Raw genomic sequence first — 24,800 nt, 5'->3', positions numbered from 1 at the left:
GCGATTCGATGAATCGCGCCCTTATGCTGCGCGCGACATAACGATGCCGAGTTAATTCCAGGCCGCCGAAAATTGACAGTCTGCGCACGTCACCGCCACGCTTGAACGAGGAAGAGCGGCTATTAGCCGTTCCTTTTATGGGGAGGCAAAATGACAATCACATTGCAGCCACCGCGCGCCCTGGAGCTTGATTCCGACGCTTTTCGGCGCGCATTTCGGCGGCATCCGGCGGGGGTCGTCGTCATCACCGCCCAGGGCGGCGCCGGACCCGTCGGGTTCACCGCCACGTCGCTGTCGTCGCTGTCGCTCGACCCGCCCCTGGTGTCGTTCGGCATCGCCGGCACCGCCTCCACCTGGCCGCACCTGCGCGCGGCCCGGTCGGCCGTCGTGAACTTCCTCGACGCGGCGCAGGAACCGGTCGCGCGGCGCTTCGCCACCAGCGGCGTCGACCGGTTCGCCGCGCCCACCCGCTGGCGGCGGCTGCCCACCGGCGAGCCCGTCCTCGACGACGTGGCGGGCTGGCTGCGCCTGGTCCCGCACGCCCTCCTGCCGGCGGGCGACCACCACATCGTCGTCGCCCGGGTCGTCGGCAGCGAGCAGTACCGCGACCGCACTCCCCTGATCTACCTCGACGGCCGCTACCACACCATCCGCACCGATCAAGAGGAGAACCCCCGTGTCACTCAGTAGACGCGCGCTGCTCGGCGCCGCGCTCGGCGCCGGCACGCTCGCCCTGACCGGCTGCGCCAGGCAGGCAGAGGCGAACACCGTCCTCGACCTGACCGCGCCGCTGCCCACCGCGGTCCCACCGGGCACCGAGCTGAAGATCTCCGGTACCCAGAACAAGCTGGGCTTCGAGCTGTCCGGACTCGACAGGAAGCTGCCGTTCCGGGTCCCGGAATGGCCCAACATCGCCGCCGGCCCCGACGTGATCAACGCCTTCCGGGCGCGGTCGCTCGACCTGGCCGGCAACGCGGGCATCCCGCCGATCCAGGCGTACGGGTTCCAGTTGCCCGCGAAGATCGTCGCCGTCCGGCTGAACCCCAAACCGATCTACCGGTTCGCCACCGCGCCGGGCACCGCGATCCAGAGCGTCAACGACTTCCGGGGCAAGAAGATCGCCTTCTCGGTCGGGCAGGCGCAGGGCGTCGTCGTCCTGCGCGCCCTCAAGGCCGCCGGCATCGCCAACAACGAGGTCACCCTCGTACCCCTCAACAGCCCCCAGTTCCTCACCGCGCTGCAGTCGCGCCAGGTCGACGTGGCCCCGCTCGGCAGCACGGACGTGTTCAAGTACCTGCGCCAGTACGAGAAGGACGGGGCGCGGCGCATCGACACCGACGTGGTGGACCTGCTGTCGATCCTCTGGGCGCCCGAGGCCGTCCTGCGGGACGCCGGCAAGGTCGCCGCGATCCGGGCGTACATCCCGCTGTGGGCGCAGGTCGGCGTGTGGCAGTGGGAGCACCCGGACGCCTGGATCGACGAGTACTACGTGAAGAGCCAGGGCATCTCGCGCCAGCAGGGCGAGGAGATCGTCCGCGACGCCAACAAGCCCAACTACCCGGCCGACTGGACGGCCGCGATCGCGTGGGAGCAGGAGACCATCGACCTGCTCGTCCAGCAGGGCTTCACGAAGCCGTTCGCCGCCGGGTCGCTGTTCGACCGGCGCTTCGAGGGCCTGGCGGCGCCGGCCGTCGCCGCCGAGTACCGGGGGTCGCCGCGATGACCCAGGTGATCTCGCGACCGGTGGCCACACCGGCGGCCCCACCCCTGACGCCCGCCCATGGCCGGCTGCGCCGGCTCGGGCCCGGCCGCGCCATCCCCGGCGGCCGGCTCGCCGGACCGCTGCTCATCGTCGCCGCGTGGTCGGCCGCGTCGGCCGCCGGCGTGCTCGACGACCGGATCCTGCCCGCGCCGTGGACCATCTGGCACACCACCACCGACCTCATCAGCAGCGGCCGCCTGCAGGACAACCTGCTGACCTCCCTGCAACGGGCCGGGCTCGGCTTCACGTTCGGCCTCACGGCCGGCCTCGTCCTCGCGCTGATCTCCGGGCTGAGCCGCACCGGCGAGGCCCTCGTCGACGGGCCCGTCCAGCTCAAGCGCTCCATCCCGTCGCTCGGCCTGATCCCGCTCATGATCCTGTGGCTGGGCATCGGCGAGGGCTTCAAGGTCGTCATCATCGCGCTCGGCGTGGCCATCCCGATCTACATCAACACGCACGTCTCGCTGATCGGCATCGACCGCCGGTACGTGGAACTGGCCGAGGTCCTGCGGCTCAGCCGGACCCGGTTCCTGCGCAGCGTCGTGTTCCCGGCCGCCCTGCCCGGCTTCCTCACCGGCCTGCGCCTCGCGGTCACCGGATCGTGGCTGTCGCTGGTCGTGATCGAACAGATCAACGCGACCAGCGGCATCGGCTACATGATGTACCAGGCCCAGAACTACGGGCAGAGCGACATCATCATCGTCGGCCTCATCGTCTACGGGGTCTTCGGCCTCGCCTCCGACGCCCTCGTCCGCATGATCGGAAAGCGGGTGCTGTCGTGGCAGCAGACGTTGGGCAGCTGACCACCGCGGTCGAGGTCAGGGACCTGGTACGCCGCTTCGGCGAGCGGACCGTCCTCGACCACCTCGACCTGACCATCCCGGCCGGGCAGTTCGTGGCACTGCTGGGGCGCAGCGGCTCCGGCAAGAGCACCCTGCTACGGGCCCTGGCCGGCCTCGACCACCGCGCCGACGGCAGCGGCGACCTGCGCGTACCGCACCAGGTCTCCGTCGCCTTCCAGGACGCCCGGCTGCTGCCCTGGCTGCGCGTCCTCGACAACGTGATCCTCGGGCTCGACGACGAACGGCGCGGCCGCGAGGCCCTGGCGGAGGTCGGCCTCGCGGGTCGCGAACGGGCCTGGCCGGGGCAGCTGTCCGGCGGCGAGGCGCAACGGGCGGCGCTGGCCCGGTCGCTGGTCTGGGAGCCGCAACTGCTGCTCGCCGACGAGCCGTTCGGGGCGCTGGACGCGCTGACCCGGATCAGGATGCACGACCTGCTGCGCGAGCTGTGCGCGCGGCACCGCCCGGCCGTGCTGCTGGTCACCCACGACGTGGACGAGGCCGTGCTGCTGGCCGACCGGGTGCTCGTCCTCACGGACGGCCGCGTCGGCGTCGACCTCGCCATCGAGCTGGACGCGCCCCGCTCCCACGGCGACCCCCGCTTCATCACCTACCGCGAACGACTGCTCCGCGCCCTCGGCGTCCACCCTGACGGAGGTACCCGTGCCCGACCGTGACCTGATCCTCAACGCGTTCCTCATGGTGCCCGGCCATCACGCGGCCGCCTGGCGGCATCCGCTGTCCACCCCGGAACGCACCCTCGACCTCGACTACTACGCGGGCATCGCGCGTACCGCCGAGGCCGCGAAGATCGACTCGCTGTTCCTCGCGGACGGGCTGTCCAGCGGCCGGCGCGGCGGGGCGCGGGGCGGGCTGGAGCCGCTCACGCTGCTGTCGTCGCTGGCGGCCGTCACCGAGCGGATCGGGCTCATCGCGACCGCGTCGACCACGTTCAACGACCCGTACAACCTGGCGCGCGCGTTCGCGTCGCTGGACCACCTCAGCGGCGGGCGCGCCGGCTGGAACATCGTCACCTCGGCCGACACGGAGGCGGCCGCCAACTTCAGCCGCGAGGCCGTCGCCCACGAGGCGCGCTACCGGCGGGCGCACGAGTTCCTGGAGGTGGCCACCGGCCTGTGGGACAGCTGGGAGGACGACGCCCGCATCCTCGACAAGGCCGCCGGCCGGCCGGTCGACGGCGACAAGGTGCACGAACTCAACCACGTGGGCGCGCACTTCCAGGTGCGCGGGCCGCTGAACGCGCCGCGCCCGCCGCAGGGGCACCCGCTGCTCGTGCAGGCCGGCTCGTCGGAGGACGGCAAGGACTTCGCCGCGCACTGGGCGGAGGCGATCTTCACGGCGCAGCAGACGATCGAGGACGCGCGCGCGTTCTACGCCGACGTGAAGGCCCGGGTGGCCGCCGCCGGCCGCGACCCCGACGCCGTGAAGATCCTGCCCGGGCTGTCGCCGTTCATCGGGTCCACCGAGGCGGAGGCGCACGCCGTCCAGTCCGAACTCGACGACCTGGCCGTACCCACCGACGGGGTGCCGACCCAGGTGTGGCGCCAGCTCGGCACGGTCGACCTCACCCAGTTCCCGCTCGACGAGCCCGTACCGCTGCACCTGCTGCCCGACGAGACCGACGTGCAGGGCAACCGCAGCCGGTTCGCCCTCATCGTGTCGCTGGCCAGGCGCGAGCGGCTCACCGTCCGGCAGCTGTTGCGGCGGCTGGCCGGGGCGCGCGGCCACTTCACCTTCGCCGGCACGCCGGAGCAGGTCGCCGACCTCATCGAGGACTGGTTCACCCACGGCGCGGCGGACGGCTTCAACATCATGCCGCCGCTGTACCCCAGCCAGTTCGAGATCTTCCTGGAGCACGTGGTGCCGATCCTGCAACGGCGGGGCCTGTTCCACACCGAGTACCGGGGCCGGACGCTGCGCGAGCACTACGGCCTGGACCGCCCGGCCAACCGCTTCGCCCGCCCCCGCGAGCTGGCCGCCTGACGGCGTGTGGCTGGCCGCCGTCCCCAGTGGACGGCGGCCAGGTTCACCCGATCGAGAGATATCCACAGGGCTTCACCGCGACCGACTGGCGTCGATAGGCTCGGCGTGAGCACGCCCGCGACCAGGTCGAGGAGGTACGGTGACAGTCACGATGGAGCACCAGAGCCCGGCACGAGACGGCTGGACCACCGACGACCTCGACGCGCTGCCCGACACCGAACGGCGCCCCGAGCTACTCGATGGAGTCCTCCTCGTGCCCCCATCCCCTACCCACCTCCATCAGTCGATCGCCCTGCGGCTCGGCGCGCTGCTGGACGCGAGCTGCCCCACCGACTTCGAGGTCAGCCAGGGCGTCGAGGTCCGCCTGTCACCCAGGCGTTCGTTCATTCCAGACCTGCTACTGGTCACCGCCGTCGCCGCCGACCGCAACACCCACTGGTTCGTCCCACACGAGGTGATCCTGGCCATCGAGATCGTCTCTGCGACGTCGGTGAGCCTCGACCGGATCACGAAGCCCGCGCTGTACGCCGAGGCGGGCATCGCGCACTACTGGCGGGTCGAAACGGACCCGGAGTTGATCGTGCATACCCACACCATCGACCCGCTGGCCAAGGTCTACCGGGAGACCGGCAGGTGCACCAGCGTCATCGACGTCAACGAGCCCTGGCCGATGAAGATCGCGATCGACGACCTGCGCCGCAGGAACTGACCGGTCAGTCGAGGGCCACCTTGACGGCGGCGGTCAGCACGAGCTGCAGGAGCGCGACCGGGACGAGCACCAGCCAGCACAGCCGTTGCAGCTGGTCGGCACGCAGGCGCGGGTACGTCACCCGTACCCAGATGACGACGAACGCGACCGCGAACGTCTTGGTGAGAGTCCACAGCCAGCCCAGGGTCTCGTCGAAGGGGCCCTTCCAGCCGCCCAGGAAGAGCACCGCCGTGAGGGCCGAGATCACCACGATGCCCACGTACTCGGCGAGCAGGAAGAACGCGAACCGCAGCCCCGTGTACTCCGTCATGTAGCCGAAGACGAGCTCCGAGTCGGCGATCGGCATGTCGAACGGCGGACGGCGGATCTCGGCGAGGCCGGCGACGAAGAAGATGATCGCGGCGGGCGCCTGCCACAGCAGCCACCACGGCCGCCAGGCCTCGACGATGCCCGACAGCGACAGCGTGCCGGCGGCCATCGCCACGCTCGCGGCCGCCAGGACGAACGGCAGCTCGTACCCGAGCAGTTGGGCCGCGGCGCGCACCCCGCCGAGCAGGCTGTACTTGTTGGCCGACGCCCACGCGGCCATCAGCACGGAGACCACCCCGATGCCGACGACCGCGAGCACCATGAGCAGGCCGACGTCCAGCGGCTGCGCCACCAGGCCGTCCGGGCCGAGCGGGATGACCAGCAGCACGGCCAGGTACGGCAGGAGCGCGACGAACGGGGCCAGCCGGAACACGGGCCCGTCCGCGGCGGCTGGCGTGACGCTCTCCTTCTGCACGAACTTGACGCCGTCCGCGATGAGCTGCGCCCACCCGTGGTACGCCCCCGCGTACATGGGGCCGAGCCGGCCCTGCATGTGCGCCATCACCTTGTGTTCGGCCTGCCCGACGATGAGCGGCAGGGTGAGAAAGGCGATGACGACGGCGAGGACGCGGATCGTCAGCTCCAGCCAGACCGGCATGTGCGCAGCATACGGCAGCGACGGCGGCTGGACCCCGAGCTGCGCGCGCCGACCGTACGGCCGATCCACATCGGCCGTTCGGCTACCCGACACCCAGCGGACTTGCTACCGCACCTTCCGATCCAGAATCATGGATCGGCTCGCCAGCCCACGGGGGCCGGCGCCACGGGGTCCGCCCCACCACACGCGGACGGCCCGGATGAAGGAGAAGACTCTCGTGACACTCAGGAAGGGCGTCGCGGCTTTCGCCGCCGGCGCCCTTGTCGTGCTCGGCGCGGCGATGCCCGCGCAGGCCGGGCCGGTCGCTGTCGCGGCCGCCCCCACCACGATCACCCAGAACTACATGGGGCCGTTCGGCTGCAACTACTTCGGTGAGTACGTCGGCGACGACTACTCCGGCTGGGACAACGCCTGGGTGTACGAGCTCACCGGCGTGGGCGGCCAGAACGGAGTGCCCGCCCCGAGGACCATCACGGTCGGCCTGACGACCCGCGGCGGTGGCAGGATCACCGTCCCGGTGCCGGTCGAGGCGGAGTTCGGCGATGCGGAGAGCTACCCGAACAACACCGCCTTCTACGTGCTCTACCCGGTCCGGCTCCCCGGTACGCCGGACGGCACCGCGAGCGCGGTGATCGACAGCGCGTGGAACGCGGACAAGGAAGCGTTCTACCTGTCCTCGATGCCGTGCACCCGGCCCACCCTCACGGTCGACACGTCGAAGGTGACCGTGCAGGCCGGCGCGACGTTCACGGTGAGCGGCCGGCTGCGCACCGCCGCCGGCGGCGCCGCTGGCGGCCGGGAGATCGGCGCGTACTTCTTCCCCGAGGGCTACGAGGGCAAGGGCGACGTTCCGGCGACCGTGACCACCACGACGAGCGCGAACGGCCGCTTCACCCTCTCGCTGTGCCCGCCGCAGAACGGCTACTACACGATCTGGTACGACGGTGACGACACGCCACCGGCGCCCGGCGAGTTCTACGCCGCCGCCTGGGTCGACGTGACCGTCGTGGGCACCCCGCCGACATCGGCCGGGCCCGTGGTGACCACCGGCCCGACGGTGACGACCCGGCCCGTGGTGACCACCGGGCCGCCGGTCACCACCGAGCCGCCCACCTCCGAGGGCCCGGTGACCACGCAACCGCCGCTCACGCTGCCCCCGGACACCCCGGAGCCGCCGGACAGCAGCGAACCGCCGGTCACCGTTGAGCCGCCGACCTCGGAGGCCCCGGTGACCACCGAATCGCCGGTCACCACCACGGCGCCGCCCGTCACCGCGGGACCGTCGACGTCCCCCGAGCCGACGGACAACCCGCCGGTCACGACCGCCCCGCCGGCGACCACGCCGGGGCCGGTGGTCACGACGGCCCCACCGGACGAGGAGCCGCCGGTCGACCCGCCGGTGGGCCCGACGCTGCCGGACACCCTGCCGGAGTCGGACGGCCCGCTGACCCTGCCGCGCGGCACCGAGATACGTGCCGGGTCGGATGTGCTGATCGTGGGTGCGGGCTTCGCGCCGAACACCCCGGTGACGATCGGCATCTACTCGCAGCCGGTCGTGCTCAAGACGGTCACGTCCAACGACGACGGCGAGATCCGCGCCGTGGTGAGCATCCCGAAGAACATGAGCGGCGACCACACGATCGTCGCGGCCGGTGAGGACTCCGTCGGCGAGGTCATCTACCTGACCGTGCCCGTGTCCATCGAGGAGGCGGTCGGCACCGGCGGCAACAGCGGTTCCGGCGGCTCCAGCGGCGGCCTGCCGATCACGGGCGTCGCCGTAGCGGGCATGAGCCTCACCGGCGTGGCGCTCGTCGGCGCCGGCATCATGATGTTCCTGGCCGCGCGCCGTCGCCGCCTGGAGCTGGCCCCGGCCACCGCCTCGGCCGCCGACACGACGACCACCATGGTCGACCTGCCGGCCGTGTCCGACGCGGCCACCCAGGTCCTGCCGAAGGTGACCGACGTGCCGACGGAGACCGACATGACGGCGAAGCCCGCCGGGAAGTCGGACGACTGACGCACCGCACGCCGTAATGGCGGCGCCCCTGCCAAGGGGCGCCGCCATTCGCGTTTCCTGACTGGCTAGGAGCCGCCGCCCCACTCGCCGGGCGCGGGCACGCCGGGCGGCCGCATGGGCTGACGCCGGGCCGCGCCCGCGTCCTGCGACTCGCCGGGCTCCTTCGCCCCCGGCCACGGCTTGGCGACCCGCGAGGCGAGCACGAAGTCCTTGCGCAGCGGGTGCCCCTCGAACTCCGGGGGCAACAGCAACGGCGTGAGCCCCGGGTGCCCGGGAAAATCGACCCCGAACATCTCGTGCGTCTCCCGCTCGTGCCAGGCCGCACCGGGAAAGACATCCACAATGGAGTCGACCGCCGTCGTGGTCACCGTTCGCACGAGTACGCCGTACCGCCGGGTGGTCGACCACAGGTGGGCCACGATGGCGAACCCGCGCTCCCCCTCGTCCACGGCCGACAGCCAGTCGAAGAAGTCACACCCGAACTGGTCGCGCGCCGCCAGGACCGCCGCCCGCCAGTCGCCGACGGCCACGTCCACGGTCGCCCGGGCCCACCGTCCGCCGCCCGACACGCTCGCGCCGCCCGCCTGCTCGTCGCCCGGCCCTTCGCCGGGCACCCCGTTGACGGCCGCGGCCAGCGCCGCGCCCAGCTCCTCCGGCGTCATCCCGCGACCCCCGGCCGCGCGGACGGCGGGCGGACGGGCTCGGCCGTGAGGGCCTCGACCGTCGGCTGCGTACGGGCGGGGGCGGGACGGACCCCGCCGACGCCGGACTGCTCGGCGGCGATCTTCTCCTGGAGGCGCAGGATGCCGTAGAGGAGCGCCTCCGGGCGGGGCGGGCAGCCGGGGACGTAGACGTCCACCGGGATCAGCTGGTCGACGCCCTTCGTCACCGAGTACGAGTCCCAGTACGGGCCGCCGCAGTTGGAGCACGCGCCGAACGAGATGACGTACTTCGGTTCGGGCATCTGGTCGTACAGGCGCTTGATGGCCGGGGCCATCTTGTCGGTGACCGTGCCCGACACGACCATCAGGTCGGCCTGGCGGGGGCCGTGACCGAACGGGATCACGCCCAGCCGCATGAAGTCGTGCCGGCCCATCGACGTCGCGATGAACTCGATCGCGCAGCAGGCCAGCCCGAAGTTGAACACCCACAGCGAGTACCGCCGGCCCCAGTTGAGGACGAAGCGGATCGGCTCGCCGAGCACGCCGGGCAGGTTCAGGTCCACCGCAGCACCTTCTTGCGCCACGCGTACAGCAGGCCGAGCGCGAGCACGCTCACGAAGATGGCCATCTCCACCACCACGGCCATCCCGAACCCGGGCCGGTCGAACACGACCGCCCAGGGGAACAGGAAGATCGCCTCGACGGCGAAGAGCACATACAGGTACGCGTACACGTAGTAGCGGATCTGGGCCTGCGCCCAGTCGCCGCCCACCGGATCCAGCCCACACTCGTACGTGGTGGCCTTCTCGGCGGACGGCCGGATGGTGCTCAGCAGCCGGTTCGCGATCATCGCGAGGATGAACACGACCACGCCGACGAGCAACAACAACCCGAGCGTCTGGTACGACCCGGCGCCAGCTTCACCCACGTCGACGAGCCTACGCCTGGGGGGGCCGGTCCCACCCGCGGCGCGGGGCGGGATGGGCCAAAAACCGCGGGCCCCGCGCGTACTGACCGTAATGTCGGTTGTGGTCCTGTCGGGGCCTCGCGCCGGGCGGTCGTGGACGGCCCGGGGTGGCGCACGAGCGAAATGTCACACCGTGAGTCACACCAATGGGTGGGACGACGCCGGTATCCGACGATGGAGATGGAGGTCGCTCGACGTAGGCTCGAAGCGGAGAACTAGGGTTCGGGGCCGTTCCCCGCCGGTCCCTGAGGAGGCACAGCACCGTGGCCAAGCAGATCCGTCAACTGGATCGGGTGGTCATCCGTTTCGCCGGCGACTCCGGCGACGGCATGCAGCTCACAGGTGACCGGTTCACCTCGGAGACCGCCCAGTTGGGCAACGACATCTCGACACTGCCGAATTTCCCGGCCGAGATCCGCGCCCCTGCCGGGACCCTGCCCGGCGTGTCCAGCTTCCAGGTGCATTTCGCGGACTTCGACATCCTCACGCCGGGCGACGCGCCCAACGTGCTGGTGGCGATGAACCCCGCGGCGCTCAAGGCGAACCTCGCCGAGCTGCCCCGCGGCGCGGACATCATCGTCAACACCGACGAGTTCACCAAGCGGAACCTGCAGAAGGTGGGCTACGCGGCCAACCCTCTTGAGGACGGCTCCCTGGACGGCTACGCCGTGCACCCGGTGGGCCTGACCAGCATGACCGTGCGGGCCCTGGAGTCCTTCGACATCTCGAAGAAGGACGCTGAGCGGGCCAAGAACATGTTCGCGCTGGGCCTGCTGTCGTGGATGTACTCCCGGCCCCACGAGTCCACGCTCGGCTTCCTGCAGAAGAAGTTCGCCGCCCGGCCCGAGTTGGCCGCCGCGAACATCGCCGCGTTCAAGGCGGGCTGGAACTTCGGCGAGACCACGGAGGACTTCGGGGTCCGCTACGAGGTGAAGCCGGCCAAGATGGCCCCGGGGACGTACCGGAACATCACCGGCAACACGGCCCTGGCGTTGGGCCTCGTGGCCGCCGGGGTGCGATCGAAACTTCCGGTCTTTCTGGGGGCGTACCCGATCACGCCGGCCTCCGACATCCTGCACGAGCTGAGCAAGCACAAGAAGTTCGGCGTGACCACCATGCAGGCCGAGGACGAGATCGCCGCCGTCGGGGCCGCGCTGGGCGCCTCGTACGGCGGCGCGCTGGGCGTGACCACGACGAGCGGACCCGGTGTCGCGCTGAAGTCCGAGACGATCTCGCTCGGCGTCGCCCTGGAACTGCCGCTGGTCATCGTCGACGTGCAGCGGGCCGGCCCGAGCACGGGCATGCCGACCAAGACCGAGCAGGCCGACCTGAACATGGCGCTGCACGGCCGGCACGGCGAGGCGCCCGTCGCCGTGCTGGCGGCGCGCTCCCCCGCCGACTGCTTCTACACGGCGATCGAGGCGGCGCGCATCGCGCTGACCTACCGCACCCCGGTGCTCCTGCTGTCGGACGGGTACATCGCGAACGGCTCCGAGCCGTGGCTGCTGCCGGACGTCTCCGAACTGCCGGACCTGTCGGTCGAGTTCGCCACCGAGCCGAACGGCGCGGACGGCACGACCTTCCTGCCGTACCTGCGCGATCCGGCCACCCTGGCCCGCCCCTGGGCGGTGCCGGGCACGCCCGGCCTGGAGCACCGCATCGGCGGCCTCGAGAAGGCCGACAAGACCGGCGACATCTCGTACGACCCGGCCAACCACGACCTGATGGTGCGCACCCGGGCCGCCCGCATCGACGGCATCAAGGTGCCCGACCTGGAGGTCGAGGACCCGGACGGCACGGCGACCGTGCTGGTGCTCGGTTGGGGCTCGACATACGGCCCGATCGGGGCCGCGTGCCGGGCGCTGCGCCAGCGCGGCCTGCCGATCGCCCAGGCCCACCTGACGCACCTGAACCCGCTGCCGGCCGACACGGGCGACGTCCTGCGCCAGTACGACAAGGTCGTCATCCCGGAGATGAACCTCGGCCAGCTCGCCCACCTGATCCGGGGGCGGTTCCTGGTCGACGCGATCGCGTACAACCAGGTCCGCGGCCTGCCGTTCACGGCCGCTGAGCTGGAGACCATGCTGGAGGATGTGGTCAAGAATGGCTGAGACCCTGAAGCTCACCGCCAAGGACTTCAAGTCCGACCAGGAGGTCCGCTGGTGCCCGGGGTGCGGTGACTACGCGATCCTCGCGGCCGTGCAGAGCTTCATGCCCGAGCTGGGCATCCCCCGCGAGAACATCGTCTTCGTCTCCGGCATCGGCTGCTCCTCGCGCTTCCCGTACTACATGAACACGTACGGCCTGCACTCGATCCACGGCCGCGCGCCGGCGATCGCCACGGGCCTGTCGGTGTCGCGCCCCGACCTGCAGACCTGGGTCGTGACCGGCGACGGCGACGCGCTGTCGATCGGCGGCAACCACCTGATCCACGCGCTGCGCCGCAACGTCAACCTGAAGATCCTGCTGTTCAACAACCGGATCTACGGCCTGACCAAGGGCCAGTATTCGCCGACGAGCGAAATCGGCAAGATCACGAAGTCGACACCGACGGGCTCGGCGGACTCGCCGTTCAACCCGATCTCGCTGGCGCTCGGCGCGGAGGCGAGCTTCGTCGCCCGTACGATCGATTCTGACCGGAAGCACCTGCAGTCGGTGCTGCGCGCCGCCGCGGAGCACAAGGGCTCCGCGTTCGTGGAGATCTACCAGAACTGCAACATCTTCAATGACGGCGCGTTCGATGTACTGAAGGAGCCGGAGACCCGGGACGAGGCGGTCATCCGCCTGGAGGACGGGCAGCCGATCACCTTCGGGGCGCAGGGCGAGTGGTGCGTCGTGCACCCGCCGGGCGGCTTCGGCCTGGAGGTCCGCGAGACGGCGAGCGTCGACCCGTCCGAGATCGTGGTGCACAACTCCGCGGTGCCCGAGCCGGCCTACGCGTTCGCGCTGTCGCGCCTGCCGGGCATTGACCTGCGCCACACCCCCATCGGCGTGTTCCGCTCGGTTCAGCGCAGCGCCTACGACGACATCGTCCGTGACCAGGTCGCCACCGCCACCGCCACGGTCACGGACCCGAACGCCGAGCTGGCGTCCCTCCTTGGCTCGGGCGACACCTGGACAATCCTCTAAAACCTCATCGAGTACGGGCGCCAGCCCGGCGGCTCCGGCCCGCCGGCGGCGCCCGTACCGTTTCCGGCGACCCACTCAGTGCCCCGATCACCAACACGCCTGTGGATAACACGGCCACCTGACTACTCTTCGTCACTTCTCACCTCCGTCCACCACCCCACCCCACGTCCCTTTGCTCTGCTTACCTATACGCATCGGTAACGGTGAGTGTCAGTGCATGCCTCATCGCCTGTTCAATTTGCCAGACAATTCATCATTTTCTCGGTGCCTACTTCAAGTAAGCAGAGCAAAGGGCGGCTGACGGTGGGGGTGGTGGGGGCGGCTCACTTTACTCTTCGTGACTTAAACCCAAAGTCACCCAGTTATCCACAGGCGCGGCCGGGCGATTGGGCATTCGGGTGGTGGCGCGGGCACGCTCGGGGCGTGACACAGGAAGCGTCCATCCCGCGGTTCGGGCCCTGGGCCGGGTTCGGTGACGAAGCCCTCGCCCGCGGGCTGCCACGGCTCGCCGACTATCCCATCTCGGGACTCGTCCGGCGCGTTCGGCGGCTGACCGACCTCAGCCAACGTCAGCTGGCGCTGCTTGTCGGCGTTTCGGCGTCGCTGATCGGCCGGACCGAGTCGGGCAGCGTGACGCCCAGCGTGGGCGTCCTGCAGCGGATCCTCGCCGCCGCACAGCTCCAGCTCGTCGTGGTTGACAGGGACGGGCGGTGCGTTCACCCCATGGGCGAGAGCGACGATGTGCGCGACGGCGCCGGCCGGCGGTACCCGTCGCACCTGGACACCATCCTCGACCCGGAGGAGGGCGAATGGTGGGGCGACTACTTCGGCCTCGCCCGGCCGCCTGAGACGTTCTACCGGGACAGGGTCCGTCGGGACATGGCGCGCCGGTACAGCCAGTGGTGGGTGCGGGTGGCACAGCACCGCGGCGTGCCGACGCCGCCCAACCCCTCCGTCCTCGACCGGCGACCGCCGACACCGGACCTCGACCGGCCGCCGCCGTTCGATCCGGAGGAGTGCGACGACTGGGACTAGGCGGGGACGTCGCGGAGGAGGTTGGTCAGTTCCACGGCGTCGGCGTCGTACTCCCGCCATTCGTGGTCGGCACGGAAGCCCAGCTCGTCGTTGACCTGCTGGAGCTGCTCGTTCTCGGTGGCGTGCCAGGTCTGCACCTCGCGGAGCTGGGGCTCGGCGTCGCGCAGTTCCAGCAGCATCCGCGCCTTGAGGGCGCGGCCCAGGCCCAGGCCGTTGAACTCGGGGCGCACGATCGTGTCGTACTGGTCGGCGCGGGTCGGATGCTGGGCGGGAACGACGACCTCGGTGAGGCCCGCGACCCAGCCGGTCGACTCGTGCACCGCCAGGACGATGTGCGGGTGCAGGCCGCGGGCCCGCAGCGTCGCGATGCTGTGGCGCAGCCGCTCGGCGCTGTAGGAACTCGGGCGCAGCTCCAGGTCGCCGGGCGGGGTGAGGCGGCGCTGCTCCTTGGCCTCCGCGTACGCGCCCAGGATCGACTCGGGCAGGCCGCCCTGGTGGTATTCCACGTAGTAGCCCGTCACCACACCGGCGGCCATCTCCCGCAGGTGATCCCAGTCGACCGCGCGCAGGTCGAGCAGGCTCCGCATCTCGACGTACGCCCAACGGAAGCCGTGCGCCTCGTAGAAGTCCACGGCCGTCGTGCCGCCGATCACCTCGACACCCAGCTGCCGGACCCCCTCGCGCAGAGCCCTGCGGGACGTCGCCGCGAGCAGTGTGCGGCCGACGCCCTGCCGGCGCGCCTTCGGCACCACCACGACCTCGATGACGCCCATGCCGTCGAGCAGCAGCAGCGTGGCGACCCCGAGTAGCGGCGCGGTGCCGGGCTCGGCGTCATCCTCCTCCACGATCCAGCTGAACCGCCGCTGGCCGGGCATCGTGACCGAGAGGTAGCCACGCAGCGAATTGATGCCCCACAATGGATCGTGCGGCAGGTCTGCGGTGAGGGCCTCGTTATACGCGTCAAGCCACAGCCGTAGCTCGGCCTCCGGTGCTGAGCCCGGATCCCATTCGCGCAACCTCACCCGCCTAGCTTGACGGTTCGTTGACGGAAGGACAATGGCAGAGCACCCATTAGTGAGCTTTTGTCGCTCTCTGCGCTTACCTAATGCTCTGCGTTCGTTGCCCGTAGTCATTTGCCGTCTCGAAGATCGCGCGCGCGTACGACACGCCACTGTGGTAGCGGCCGATCGCAGCGTTCCAGTCTGCCCGTACCCGCAAATCTTCGTTCCCCGAGCAGAGAGAACGCGCTAAGGCGAGCGACGAATCGAAGATGTTGTACGGATCGACGATGCCATCGCCATTGGCGTCAATAGCGTTGGCCCGCCAGAGCGGAGGCATGAGACGCAGCGGCCCCATGGCGCGATCAAAACGCGAGTCGCCGTCGTACGCGCCCGCGTCGGTGTCCTTCACCTCGGGACGGCCGCCCTTGCCGTCGAGCAGCGGCCCGACGATCGCCGGATCGGAGCGCCCGTCCGGCAGCAGGGTTGCCCCGCCGGCCCGACCGTGGGACGACTCGACCTGCCCGATGCCGGCGAGCGTGGTCCAGTTGAGCTGGCACTGCGGGTCGACGTTGTTCATGAACACCTGGGCGTATCCGTACGCCTCAAGGGCCGGCACCGGGATGTCGACCACGGCGGCGACCCGGGTCGCCCACCCCTCCAGCGCGTCCGCCGGGCGCCCGGACTCGGGCACCGCGGACGGGAACTCCGAGGCGGTGACGGACTCCCCGGTCGCGGTGACGGCGGTCACCGCGCCCCCGCCGATCCGCACGCCCCCGGGCGGCACCACGTAGGCGCCCACCACGATGGCCACAGCGAGCAACCCGACAAGCAGGGCCACCTGGGTCCAGACGCGGGCACGGCGGTGACCGGCCGGGGCCGCCGGACGCGGCGCTGGCGCGACCGGCGTACTCGGCCGGGGCAGGGCCGGAGCAGATGCGGACGACCTCGGATTTCCCGCCGCCTTCACGAGTGCCGGTCCGCCAACGACGGACGTCTCTTGCATATCATCATCAGGTGCTTCAACCAGGGGCATATCGGCTGTTGGCGGGCCGCCGTCCGGGATCGGCGCCCCCCGCCCTCTGGTCGTCTCCGGAGCCGCCCGGTCCTCCCCACCGTCCGCCACGCCTCCTAGTATCGCCGACCAGGCACCGATCGGGTCGATGATCGGGGTCAGGTGTGTCGCATACTTGGCTGCGCGTCCGGGCTGGTAGGGACCTTGCGGACACGGGTGCCGACCATTGGGACGATGCATTCTCAACCCTGGGTGGGGCAGGATTGTGCCGACTTCCAAGGGGGCGGGAGGTTTATCCGTGCCGGCAAGGCCTGACCTGCCGAGCGGGCTGGTGACGTTCCTCTTCACCGACATCGAGGGATCCACCCGGCTCGCCCAGCTGCTGGGGGCTGACTATCGGCCGCTGCTCGCCGAGCACCGGCGGATACTGCGGCATGCCCTCAGTGCCGGCGGCGGTGTCGAGCTGTTCACGGAGGGCGACTCCCTCTTCGTCGTGTTCGCCGACGCGACAGCCGCCCTGAGCGCGTGCGCCGAAGCGCAGCGGGCCTTGGCCGCTCACGAGTGGAAGCCGCTTCGGCCCAAGGTGCGGATGGGCCTGCACTCGGGTTACGCGGAGCCCCACGGCGGCGAGTACGCGAGCCCTGAGGTGCACCGGGCCGCGCGCGTCGCGGCCGCCGCCCACGGCAATCAGGTGCTCTGCTCCAGCGCCACCGCGCGCCTCGTCGCCGGGTCCGACCTCGACCTGATCGACCTGGGCCTCTATCAGCTGCGCGGCTTCGACGGCCAGGAGCGGCTGCTCCAGCTCTCCGCGCCCGGGCTCGAACGGGACTTCCCCCGCCCCCGCACGCAGGCCGCCACCCCGCACAACCTGCCCACCCCGTCCTCGACCTTCGTGGGTCGGGCGCAGGAGCAGGCCGAGCTGCGCGGCCTGCTGCGCGGGCACCGGTTGGTCAACCTCGTGGGTACGGGCGGCGCGGGCAAGACGCGGCTGGCCCTGGAGCTGAGCAAGGAGCTGGTGCCGGCGTTCACGGACGGGGTGTGGTTCGTCGACCTCGCCACGGTCGGCGACGCGCACCTCGTGCCGGTCGCGGTCGCGGAGGCGGTCGGCGTCCGACCGGAACCCGGCCGGCCCGTGCTGGACACCCTCGCCGAGTACGCGGCGACGCGCGCGATGATGCTCGTTCTGGACACCTGCGAGGCGCACCTGTCGGCCGTGGGCGCGGTCGTGACCCGGCTGCTCGCCGCCGGCAAGGGCGTGCAGGTTCTCGCCACCAGCCGCGAGCCGCTGGCCGTTCCCGGCGAGCTGGTGTGGCGCATCCCGCCGCTGGAGACCACCTCGGGTACCGCCGGCACACCGGACGCCGTCGCGCTGCTGCTCGAGCGTGCCGCGGCGGCCCGCGGCGGCCGGCTGGCCCGCACGGACGAGCTGGCCCACCTGCACCGGGTCGCCCAGCGCCTCGACGGCCTGCCGCTGGCCCTCGAACTCGCCGCGGCGCGGCTGCGGCTGCTGTCCGCGGGCCAGCTCGCCGACCGCCTCGACGACATGCTCGCCACGCTCGACGCGGCGGCGCTGCCCGGTACGGCCGACGAGGCGGGCGGGGTGGGCGACACGCCGGGCGTACGGGCGAACCGGCACGCCACGCTCCGCGCGACGTTCGACTGGTCGTACCGGACGCTGCCGGAGCCGGCCGCGAGCCTGCTGCGCCAGCTCGCCGTCTTCGCCAGCCCCATGGACCTGGGCACGGTGGAGTGGATCGCCGGTCCGGAGGCCCTGCCGCTGCTGACGATCCTGGTCGACAAGTCCCTCATGGTCGCCGACCCGCAGGGCTCCGGCGGCCAGCCGACCTACCGGCTGCTCGACCCGATCCGCGCCTTCGCGCTGCGCGAGCTGGCGGCGGCCGGCCAGGAGGCGGCCGCCCGCGACAAGCACCTCGGCTGGGTACAACACGCGCTGAGCCGGGTCCGGACCGGCTCGGACGGGCGGCCGCGCACCCTGTCGACGTACCCGTTCGACGCGCTGGCCGCCGAGGCGCGCGCGGCGCTGCACTGGTGTGTGCAGGAGGGCCGCTGCCGCGACGGCCTGCGCGTGGCCGTCGCCCTGGGCGAATGGTGGCGCGAGCGCGGGTTGGCCCGCGAGGGCCGCATCTGGCTGTACCGGCTGTTCGAGCGCTCCGTGACGTCGGGCGAGGAGATCCCCGACGGGGAGCTGGCGGTGGCCTACCACGGGTACGCGCGCTACGCCGGCCTGGACGGTCAGCCCGGCGAGCAGCTGCGCCTGCTCGTACAGGCCGAGGAGTTCGCGTGGCGTACGGGCAAGGCCTCACTGATCGCGCGGGCGAGCGCGAGCCGGGGCGAGGCGCTCGTGGCGCTGGGTCGTGAGGACGAGGCGGAGCGCGCGTGCCGCGACGTGCTCGACTGGGCGCGGGCCCGGCACGCCGAGGCGGAGGCGCTGCCGGCCACGTTCACGCTGGCGCACCTGCTGTGGCGGCGCGGCGCGCTGGCCGAGGCGGCCACGGAGCTGGGTCAGGCGCGCGGGGCCGCGAACGCCGACCCGACCGAGCGGGCCAACCGCACGATCGACCTGATGCTGGGCCTGGTCGCGCTGTCGCGCAGCGACCTGGTGGCCGCGCACGATCATCTTGTCGTGGCGCTGCGCTCCCGGATGACGCACGGCTTCCACGGCGGGGTGTGCGAGGCGCTGTCGGCGATGGCGGTGCGCTGCGCGCTCGGCGGCGAGCTGGCCACGGCGGCGAAGCTGTTCGGCGCGGCGCAGGGCGCGCGGGCGCAGCTGCGTACGGCGACCGACATGCTGGGCCGGTTCGGGCTGCGCCACGAGGGCGCGGTCCGTACGGCCATGGGCGACGCGGCGTTCGACGCCGCCTACGGCGAGGGCGCCCTGCTGACGCTGGCGGAGGCGACGACCGTGGCGCTGGCCGTGGACCACCCGGACCTGCTGCACCAGCTCGACCGTTTCGCCGCCGCCGACCTGGAGGCCACGGCCGAACTGCCGGTCGCCCGCCGCCTCGCGAGCTAGTCGTTGGCGCGCAGCAGCGCGACGGCGTCGAGGGCCCAGTACGTGAGGATCATCTGGGCGCCGGCGCGGCGGATCGACGTGAGGGTCTCGACGATCGTGCGGTCGCGGTCCAGCCAGCCGTTCGCGGCGGCGGCCTCGACCATCGCGTACTCGCCGCTGACCTGGTAGGCGGCCACCGGGACGTCGACGGAGTCCGCCACCTTCGCGACGATGTCGAGGTACGGCAGGGCCGGCTTCACCATGACGATGTCGGCGCCCTCGGCCACGTCCAGCTGGACCTCGCGCAGCGCCTCCCGGGCGTTCGCCGGGTCCTGCTGGTAGGTCTTGCGGTCGCCGGTCAGCGTCGACTCGACCGCGTCCCGGAACGGTCCGTAGAACGCCGAGGCGTACTTCGCCGCGTACGCCAGGATGATCGTGTCCTGGTGGCCGGCGGCGTCCAGGGCCCGGCGGACCGCGCCGACCTGGCCGTCCATCATGCCGGACGCGCCGACGACGTGGGCGCCCGCGGCGGCCTGGGCCAGCGCCATGTCGGTGTACCGGGCCAGTGTGGCGTCGTTGTCGACCGCGCCGTCCGGGGTCAGCACGCCGCAGTGCCCGTGCGAGGTGAACTCGTCGAGGCACAGGTCGGCCATGACGACCGTGCCGTCGCCGACCTCGTGGACCACATCGCGGATCGCCACGTTGAGGATGCCGTCGGGGTCGGTGGCGCCGGAACCGGTCGCGTCGCGCTGCGCCGGCACGCCGAACAGCATGAGGCCCCCGATGCCGGCGGCCACGGCCTCGGTCGCCACCTTGCGCAGCGACTCGCGGCTGTGCTGCACCACGCCCGGCAGCGACGCGATCGGCTTCGGCTCGGTCAGCCCTTCCTTGACGAAGAGGGGCAGCACCAGCTCCGCCGGGTGGACCCGGGTCTCGGCGACCGCGCGGCGCACGGCCGCGGTCCGCCGCAGCCTGCGGGGCCGCACATCGGGGTACGTCACGACGGGTACTCCTTTAGCGGAACCTCAGCGCCGTGGGGCCCTGCACCTTCGAGCCCCGGCGCTGCTTGGCGGGCATGGCGGCGAGCTTCTCGCGCAGGTCGACCGCGTACGCGGCCAGCGCCTCGACCAGGTCGGGCACGCTCGCGTGGGCCGGCTGCACGTCGACGCGCAGGCCGAACTCCACGGCGGTGTCCGAGGTCTTCGGGCCGATCACGGCCACGACCGTGCGCTGGTGCGGCTTGCCGGCGATGCCGACGAGGTTGCGGACGGTCGACGACGACGTGAAGAGCACGGCGTCGAAGCCGCCGCTCTTGATGGCGTCGCGGATCTCGGCCGGCGGCGGGGCGGCGCGCACCGTGCGGTACGCGGTCACGTCGTCGACCTCCCAGCCGCGCTCGGTCAGGCCGGCGGCCAGCGTCTCGGTCGCGATGTCGGCGCGCGGCAGCAGGACACGGCCGACCGGATCGAGGATCTCGTCGTGCGGCGAGAACTCGGCCAGCAGGCCCTCGCTGGTCTGCTCGCCCAGCGGTACGAGTTCGGGCTGGATGCCGAAGGCGCGCACCGCGTCGGCCGTCGCCTCGCCGATGCAGGCGATCTTCACGCCGCCGAAGTGGCGGGCGTCGAGGCCGTGCTCGGCGAACTTCTCCCAGACGGCGCGCACGGCGTTGACCGAGGTGAAGATCGTCCAGGCGTACCGGCCGTCGACGAGGCCCTTGATCGCCCGCTCCATCTGGGCGGGCGTGCGGGGCGGCTCGACCGCGATCGTGGGCACCTCGCACGGCACGGCCCCGTACGCGCGCAGGCGCTCGCTCATGGCGCCGGCCTGCTCCTTGGTGCGCGGGACGAGGACCTTCCACCCGTACAGTGGGCGGTTCTCCCACCAGGCGAGCTTGTCCCGGTGTGCCATGCCGGGCCCGAAGCCGAGCACGACGCGGCCGGAGAAGCCCAACGCGGCGGCGACGAAGCTGTCGACCGTGGACGTGGTCGTGTACTGGGACTCGCCCGTCCCGTCGCCGGTGACGGAGACCGGCGCGGCGCCGTCAAGGCCGGCGGCGAGCAGCCCGTCGCGGATGGTCGCCAGGTCGCCGGCGTCGGCCGCCACGGACAGCCCGCGCGGCGCGGCGGCGGCGAGCGCGTCGAAGTCGAGCGTGTGCACGTCCTCGACATCCACGGTGGTACGCACGCCGGTGAGCGCCACGCCCGCGTAGGTCGCCACGCCGGCGGCCCGGCTCACGCCGGGGATCACGTCGAACGGTACGGCGGTGCGGGCGATGGCCTGCACCTCCTTGACGACGGAGTCGTGTTCCAGCGGGTCGCCCGCGACGAGGTGCACCGCGCGCAGGCCCGAGCGGGCCGCGGACAGCAGGACCTTGGCCACGTCGCCCGGCACGCCCTCGGCTGGGCTGTACTGCGTCTCCTCGCGCGGCTCACCGTCGGCGTCGGTGTCCGGGGCCTCGGCGCGCAGCGTTTCGAGCAGCGCGTCGGGCAGGGAGCGGTCGTACACGATGTGATGCGCGCCCGTCAGCGCCTCGAGCGCGCGGCGGGTGAGGAGGCCGGGGTCGCCGGGGCCGGCCCCGACGAAGCTGATACGGCCAACGGTCTTACGGGTGCGGGTCATGCGGGCACTCCCAGTGCAATGTCGGCGCCCTCGGCGAGCAGGTCGGCGGCGAGCCGCCGCCCGACCGCCGCGGCGTCGGTGAGCGTTCCGGTGGCGGACAGCCGCACGGCCTGGATGCCGTCCTGGCTGAACACGCCTCCGCGCAGATAGATCTCATATTCGCCGTCCTCGGCCTCGGCCACGACGGCGAACGCGGCGACCGGCGCGCTGCAGCCGGCCTCCAGAGTGGCGAGCAGCGCCCGCTCCGCGGTGACCGCGGCCCGGGTGTGCTCGTCGTCGAGCGTGCTGAGCAGCTCCACGATCGGTGCGCCGCCCGGCAGGACGGCGTCGGTGCGGCACTCGATGGCCAGCGCGCCCTGCGCCGGGGCCGGCAGCATGAGCATCGGGTCGAGCACTTCGGTGATCTCGTCCTGGCGGCCGATGCGGCGCAGGCCGGCGGTGGCGAGCACGAGCGCGTCGTACTCCCCGTCGGCGAGCTTGCGCAGGCGGGTGTCGATGTTGCCGCGTACGGGCAGGCACTCCAGCCCGCGCCCGAGGCCGTTGAGCTGGGCGATGCGGCGGGCCGCGCCCGTGCCGACGCGGGTGCCGGGGCCCAGCTCGGCGAGCGTGCGCCCGTCGCGGCTGATCAGCGCGTCGCGCGGATCCTCGCGCGGCGGCACGGCCGCGATGGTGAGCCCGTCGGCGGGCGCGCTGGGCAGGTCCTTGTACGAATGGACCGCGAAGTCGATCTCCTTGGCGTGCAGCGCGTCGCGCAGCGCGGACACGAACACGCCGACACCGAGCCGGGGGATCGGCTCGGACGACCGGTCGCCGGCCGTCACGATCTCGACCAGCTCGACGGGCCGGCCCGTCGCCGCGGTGAGCGCGTCGGCCACGGTCCGGGACTGTGCCATCGCGAGCGCGCTGCCGCGCGTACCGAGTCGGAGCGTCATCGCGCGCCCCCTTCCGCGAGGAATTCCACGCCGACCGCGCGCCCGACGTCGGCCGCGTCCTCGCCGAGGACGTCGAGGTCGAACAGCTCGCGCAGCACGGCGGCGTACTGGTCGCCGTCCGGGGTCGCGGCGAGCTGGCGGGCCCGTACGGTCGGCGAGTGGAGCAGCCGCTGCACGACGCGGTGCACGGTGTGGGCCACCTCGCGCCGCTGCTCCTCGGACAGGTCGGACCGGCGCTGGGCGAGCCGGCGCAGCTCGTAGGTGACGACCTCGTCGGCGCGGGCGCGCAGGGCGGCCACGGTCGGCGCCACGTTGGAGCCGCGCAGCCAGTTCAGGTACGCCTCGACCTCGCCGGCGACGATCTCCTCGGCGGCGGCCTGGTCGACGACCCCGGCGTCGGAGTCGATCAGGGCGTCGCCGAGGCGGGCGAGGTCGACCAGGACGACGCCGGGCAGCTCGGCCACGGCCGGCTCGACGTCGCGGGGCACGGCCAGGTCGAGGACGACCAGGGGCCGGTCGCGCCCCGTCACGGCCGCCGAGACAAGGTCCCTGGTGAGTACCTGGTCGACGGAGGCGGTCGCGCTGACCACGATGTCGACGTCGGCGATGGCCGTCGCCAGGTCCCCGTAGGCGACCGCCGTGGCACCGTGCAGCTGCGCCGCGCGCGCCGCCCGGTCGGCTCCCCGGTTCGCGACGTACAGGGGCCCGGCGTGCGCCCGCGACAGCGTCGCCAGCGCCAGGGACCCCATGGCCCCGGCCCCGATGACCAGCGCCGGCCGCCCGGCGACGTCGCCCGCGCCGAGCGCGAGCGCGGCCGTGACCACGCTCTGCCCGGCCCGGTCGATGCCGGTCTCGGCGTGCACCCGCTTGCCGACCCGCAGTGCCTGCTGCATCAGCTCGTGCAGCAGGCGCCCGACGGTCTCGGCGTCGCCGGCCCGGCCGTACGCCTCGCGGAGCTGGCCGAGGATCTGCGCCTCGCCGACGACCATGCTGTCGAGCCCGCCGGCCACCCGGAAGGCGTGCCGCACGGCGTCGGCGTCGTAGCGCACGTAGAGGTAGGGCACGAGGTCGGCGACGTCCACGCCGGCCCGCTCGGCGAGCACCGAACCGATCTCGGCGAGGGCGCCGTGGAACGCGTTGACGCCCGCGTACACCTCGACGCGGTTGCAGGTGGACAGCACGACGGCCTCGTCGACGTGCGGCTGGCCGGCGAGCGCCCCGAGCAGGGCGTCCGTGTCGGCGGCGGCGACGGAGAGGCGCTCGAGCAGGGCGACCGGCGCCGTGTGGTGGGACACGCCCACGACAAGAAGGGTCATGGCGTGATCACCGCCCGGATGGTCGACGGGGCGCTGGCCTTCTTGCCGCTGGGCAGCTTCGCGGCGGCGACCTTGGCGGTGGTCACCGTGGGCACGCTCTCCAGGGCGGCCCGACCGTTGGCGGACGACGCCTTGCGGTGCTCGTGGAAGGAGAGGATCTGCAGCTCGATGGCGAGGTCCACCTTTCGCACGTCGACGTTGTCGGGCACGGCGAGCACGCAGGGCGCGAAGTTGAGGATGCTGGTGACGCCGGCGGCGACGAGCCGGTCGGCGACCTGCTGGGCGGCGTGCACCGGGGTGGCGATCACGGCGATCGAGATGGCGTGCTCGGCCACGAGCGCCTCAAGCTCGTCGATGTGGCGTACGGGCAGGCCGTTGATCTCTTCGCCGACCCGGCGGGTGTCCGCGTCGAGCAGCGCCGCGATGCGGAAGCCCCGGCTGCCGAAGCCGGCGTAGCCGGCGAGGGCGTGGCCGAGGTTACCGACGCCGACGAGCGCCACCGCCCGGTGCTCGGTGAGCCCGAGCACGGACTGGATCTGCTCGATGAGCAGCTCGATGTCGTAGCCGACGCCGCGGGTGCCGTAGGAGCCGAGGTGTGAGAGGTCCTTGCGGAGTTTGGCCGAGTTGACGCCGGCGGCGGCGGCCAGGCCCTCGCTGGAGATCGTCTCGTGGCCGGCCTCGGCGAGGTGGTGCAGGGCTCGCAGGTATTCCGGGAGGCGGGCGATCGTGGCTTCCGGCAGATCCGGAAAGTCGGGCATGGTGGATCGCCGGACCGACGTCCCGGGCTGGTTACCGTTGCGCTGGTGGCTCATCATG

Annotated in this window: 22 protein-coding genes; 11 read left to right on the top strand and 11 right to left on the bottom strand. The window is 72.1% G+C overall.

From position 1 onward, the window contains the following. The first annotated feature begins 150 nt into the window (after nt 1–150). From ABD191_RS18255 to ABD191_RS18230, 6 genes are all read left to right on the top strand, one after another. Nucleotides 151–690 carry a flavin reductase family protein gene (locus tag ABD191_RS18255; protein ID WP_344083174.1) on the top strand — a complete coding sequence of 180 codons (540 nt, stop codon included), beginning with the start codon at nt 151–153 and terminating at the stop codon, nt 688–690. Continuing rightward, nucleotides 677–1,723, top strand: coding sequence for an ABC transporter substrate-binding protein (locus ABD191_RS18250; protein ID WP_344083172.1), 1,047 nt, complete (start codon nt 677–679; stop codon nt 1,721–1,723). The genes ABD191_RS18255 and ABD191_RS18250 overlap by 14 nt, the downstream gene beginning before the upstream one ends. Further along, complete coding sequence (locus tag ABD191_RS18245; protein ID WP_344083170.1) at nt 1,720–2,565, top strand: ABC transporter permease; 846 nt, start codon at nt 1,720–1,722, stop codon at nt 2,563–2,565. The genes ABD191_RS18250 and ABD191_RS18245 overlap by 4 nt, the downstream gene beginning before the upstream one ends. Then, a complete protein-coding gene (locus ABD191_RS18240) occupies nt 2,541–3,278 on the top strand; it encodes an ABC transporter ATP-binding protein (RefSeq protein WP_344083168.1) in 738 nt (245 codons plus the stop codon). Before ABD191_RS18245 ends, ABD191_RS18240 begins: the two co-directional genes overlap by 25 nt. Further along, a complete protein-coding gene (locus ABD191_RS18235; RefSeq protein ID WP_344083166.1) occupies nt 3,265–4,605 on the top strand; it encodes an LLM class flavin-dependent oxidoreductase in 1,341 nt (446 codons plus the stop codon). Before ABD191_RS18240 ends, ABD191_RS18235 begins: the two co-directional genes overlap by 14 nt. A 139-nt stretch (nt 4,606–4,744) precedes the next feature. After that, complete coding sequence (locus ABD191_RS18230; RefSeq protein WP_344083164.1) at nt 4,745–5,314, top strand: Uma2 family endonuclease; 570 nt, start codon at nt 4,745–4,747, stop codon at nt 5,312–5,314. Nucleotides 5,315–5,318: 4 nt separating this feature from the next. Here the strand turns inward: ABD191_RS18230 and ABD191_RS18225 are convergent, their stop codons facing one another. Next, nucleotides 5,319–6,281: a complex I subunit 1/NuoH family protein gene (locus ABD191_RS18225; RefSeq protein WP_344083162.1), complete on the bottom strand. Its 963-nt coding sequence runs from the start codon at nt 6,279–6,281 to the stop codon at nt 5,319–5,321. 217 nt (nt 6,282–6,498) lie between these two features. Here ABD191_RS18225 and ABD191_RS18220 point away from each other — a divergent pair, with 217 nt between their 5' ends. Continuing rightward, complete coding sequence (locus ABD191_RS18220; RefSeq protein WP_344083160.1) at nt 6,499–8,298, top strand: hypothetical protein; 1,800 nt, start codon at nt 6,499–6,501, stop codon at nt 8,296–8,298. A gap of 65 nt (nt 8,299–8,363) precedes the next feature. On the opposite strand, the gene ABD191_RS18215 is transcribed toward ABD191_RS18220, so the two are convergent. From ABD191_RS18215 to ndhC, 3 genes are read right to left on the bottom strand one after another with little or no spacing between them, the layout of a single operon-like run. Beyond that, nucleotides 8,364–8,960, bottom strand: coding sequence for an NADH-quinone oxidoreductase subunit C (locus ABD191_RS18215; protein ID WP_344083158.1), 597 nt, complete (start codon nt 8,958–8,960; stop codon nt 8,364–8,366). Next, complete coding sequence (locus ABD191_RS18210) at nt 8,957–9,517, bottom strand: NADH-quinone oxidoreductase subunit B (protein WP_344083211.1); 561 nt, start codon at nt 9,515–9,517, stop codon at nt 8,957–8,959. The genes ABD191_RS18215 and ABD191_RS18210 overlap by 4 nt, the downstream gene beginning before the upstream one ends. Next, entirely contained in the window at nt 9,514–9,888 is a 375-nt protein-coding gene (gene ndhC, locus ABD191_RS18205) for an NADH-quinone oxidoreductase subunit A (RefSeq protein WP_344083156.1), read from the bottom strand. Before ndhC ends, ABD191_RS18210 begins: the two co-directional genes overlap by 4 nt. 302 nt (nt 9,889–10,190) lie before the next feature. Here ndhC and ABD191_RS18200 point away from each other — a divergent pair, with 302 nt between their 5' ends. From ABD191_RS18200 to ABD191_RS18190, 3 genes are all read left to right on the top strand, one after another. Further along, complete coding sequence (locus ABD191_RS18200) at nt 10,191–12,038, top strand: 2-oxoacid:acceptor oxidoreductase subunit alpha (RefSeq protein ID WP_344083154.1); 1,848 nt, start codon at nt 10,191–10,193, stop codon at nt 12,036–12,038. Further along, nucleotides 12,031–13,056, top strand: a complete 1,026-nt coding sequence (locus ABD191_RS18195; RefSeq protein WP_344083152.1) for a 2-oxoacid:ferredoxin oxidoreductase subunit beta — start codon at nt 12,031–12,033, stop codon at nt 13,054–13,056. The genes ABD191_RS18200 and ABD191_RS18195 overlap by 8 nt, the downstream gene beginning before the upstream one ends. A gap of 423 nt (nt 13,057–13,479) precedes the next feature. After that, a complete protein-coding gene (locus ABD191_RS18190) occupies nt 13,480–14,091 on the top strand; it encodes a helix-turn-helix domain-containing protein (RefSeq protein ID WP_344083150.1) in 612 nt (203 codons plus the stop codon). Here ABD191_RS18190 and ABD191_RS18185 read toward each other — a convergent pair. Both ABD191_RS18185 and ABD191_RS18180 read right to left on the bottom strand, forming a co-directional pair. Then, nucleotides 14,088–15,113 (bottom strand): GNAT family N-acetyltransferase, encoded by a 1,026-nt coding sequence (locus ABD191_RS18185; RefSeq protein WP_344083148.1) that lies wholly within the window; start codon nt 15,111–15,113, stop codon nt 14,088–14,090. The genes ABD191_RS18190 and ABD191_RS18185 overlap by 4 nt on opposite strands. Before the next feature lie 76 nt (nt 15,114–15,189). Then, nucleotides 15,190–15,930 carry a lysozyme family protein gene (locus ABD191_RS18180; RefSeq protein WP_344083147.1) on the bottom strand — a complete coding sequence of 247 codons (741 nt, stop codon included), beginning with the start codon at nt 15,928–15,930 and terminating at the stop codon, nt 15,190–15,192. A 472-nt stretch (nt 15,931–16,402) separates the two neighbouring features. Between ABD191_RS18180 and ABD191_RS18175 the strand changes: the two genes are divergently transcribed. After that, nucleotides 16,403–19,138 carry an ATP-binding protein gene (locus tag ABD191_RS18175; RefSeq protein WP_344083145.1) on the top strand — a complete coding sequence of 912 codons (2,736 nt, stop codon included), beginning with the start codon at nt 16,403–16,405 and terminating at the stop codon, nt 19,136–19,138. Here the strand turns inward: ABD191_RS18175 and hemB are convergent. From hemB to ABD191_RS18150, 5 genes are read right to left on the bottom strand one after another with little or no spacing between them, the layout of a single operon-like run. Then, the gene (gene hemB, locus ABD191_RS18170) at nt 19,135–20,118 is read right to left on the bottom strand and encodes a porphobilinogen synthase (RefSeq protein ID WP_344083143.1); all 984 of its coding nucleotides are present in this window, start codon (nt 20,116–20,118) and stop codon (nt 19,135–19,137) included. The two genes, ABD191_RS18175 and hemB, sit on opposite strands and share 4 nt — an antisense overlap. A 13-nt stretch (nt 20,119–20,131) precedes the next feature. After that, the gene (locus ABD191_RS18165) at nt 20,132–21,736 is read right to left on the bottom strand and encodes a bifunctional uroporphyrinogen-III C-methyltransferase/uroporphyrinogen-III synthase (protein ID WP_344083141.1); all 1,605 of its coding nucleotides are present in this window, start codon (nt 21,734–21,736) and stop codon (nt 20,132–20,134) included. Next, the gene (gene hemC / locus ABD191_RS18160) at nt 21,733–22,668 is read right to left on the bottom strand and encodes a hydroxymethylbilane synthase (protein ID WP_344083139.1); all 936 of its coding nucleotides are present in this window, start codon (nt 22,666–22,668) and stop codon (nt 21,733–21,735) included. Before hemC ends, ABD191_RS18165 begins: the two co-directional genes overlap by 4 nt. Next, on the bottom strand, nt 22,665–23,984 hold the full coding sequence (locus ABD191_RS18155) for a glutamyl-tRNA reductase (protein WP_344083137.1): 1,320 nt from the start codon (nt 23,982–23,984) through the stop codon (nt 22,665–22,667). The genes hemC and ABD191_RS18155 overlap by 4 nt, the downstream gene beginning before the upstream one ends. After that, a complete protein-coding gene (locus ABD191_RS18150) occupies nt 23,981–24,796 on the bottom strand; it encodes a redox-sensing transcriptional repressor Rex (protein WP_425560752.1) in 816 nt (271 codons plus the stop codon). Before ABD191_RS18150 ends, ABD191_RS18155 begins: the two co-directional genes overlap by 4 nt. Between the last annotated feature and the right edge of the window lie 4 nt (nt 24,797–24,800).

This window comes from Luedemannella helvata, from assembly GCF_039528415.1.
GTDB classification, from domain to species: Bacteria; Actinomycetota; Actinomycetes; order Mycobacteriales; family Micromonosporaceae; genus Luedemannella; species Luedemannella helvata.
This window is presented reverse-complemented; position numbering and strand designations above follow the sequence as displayed.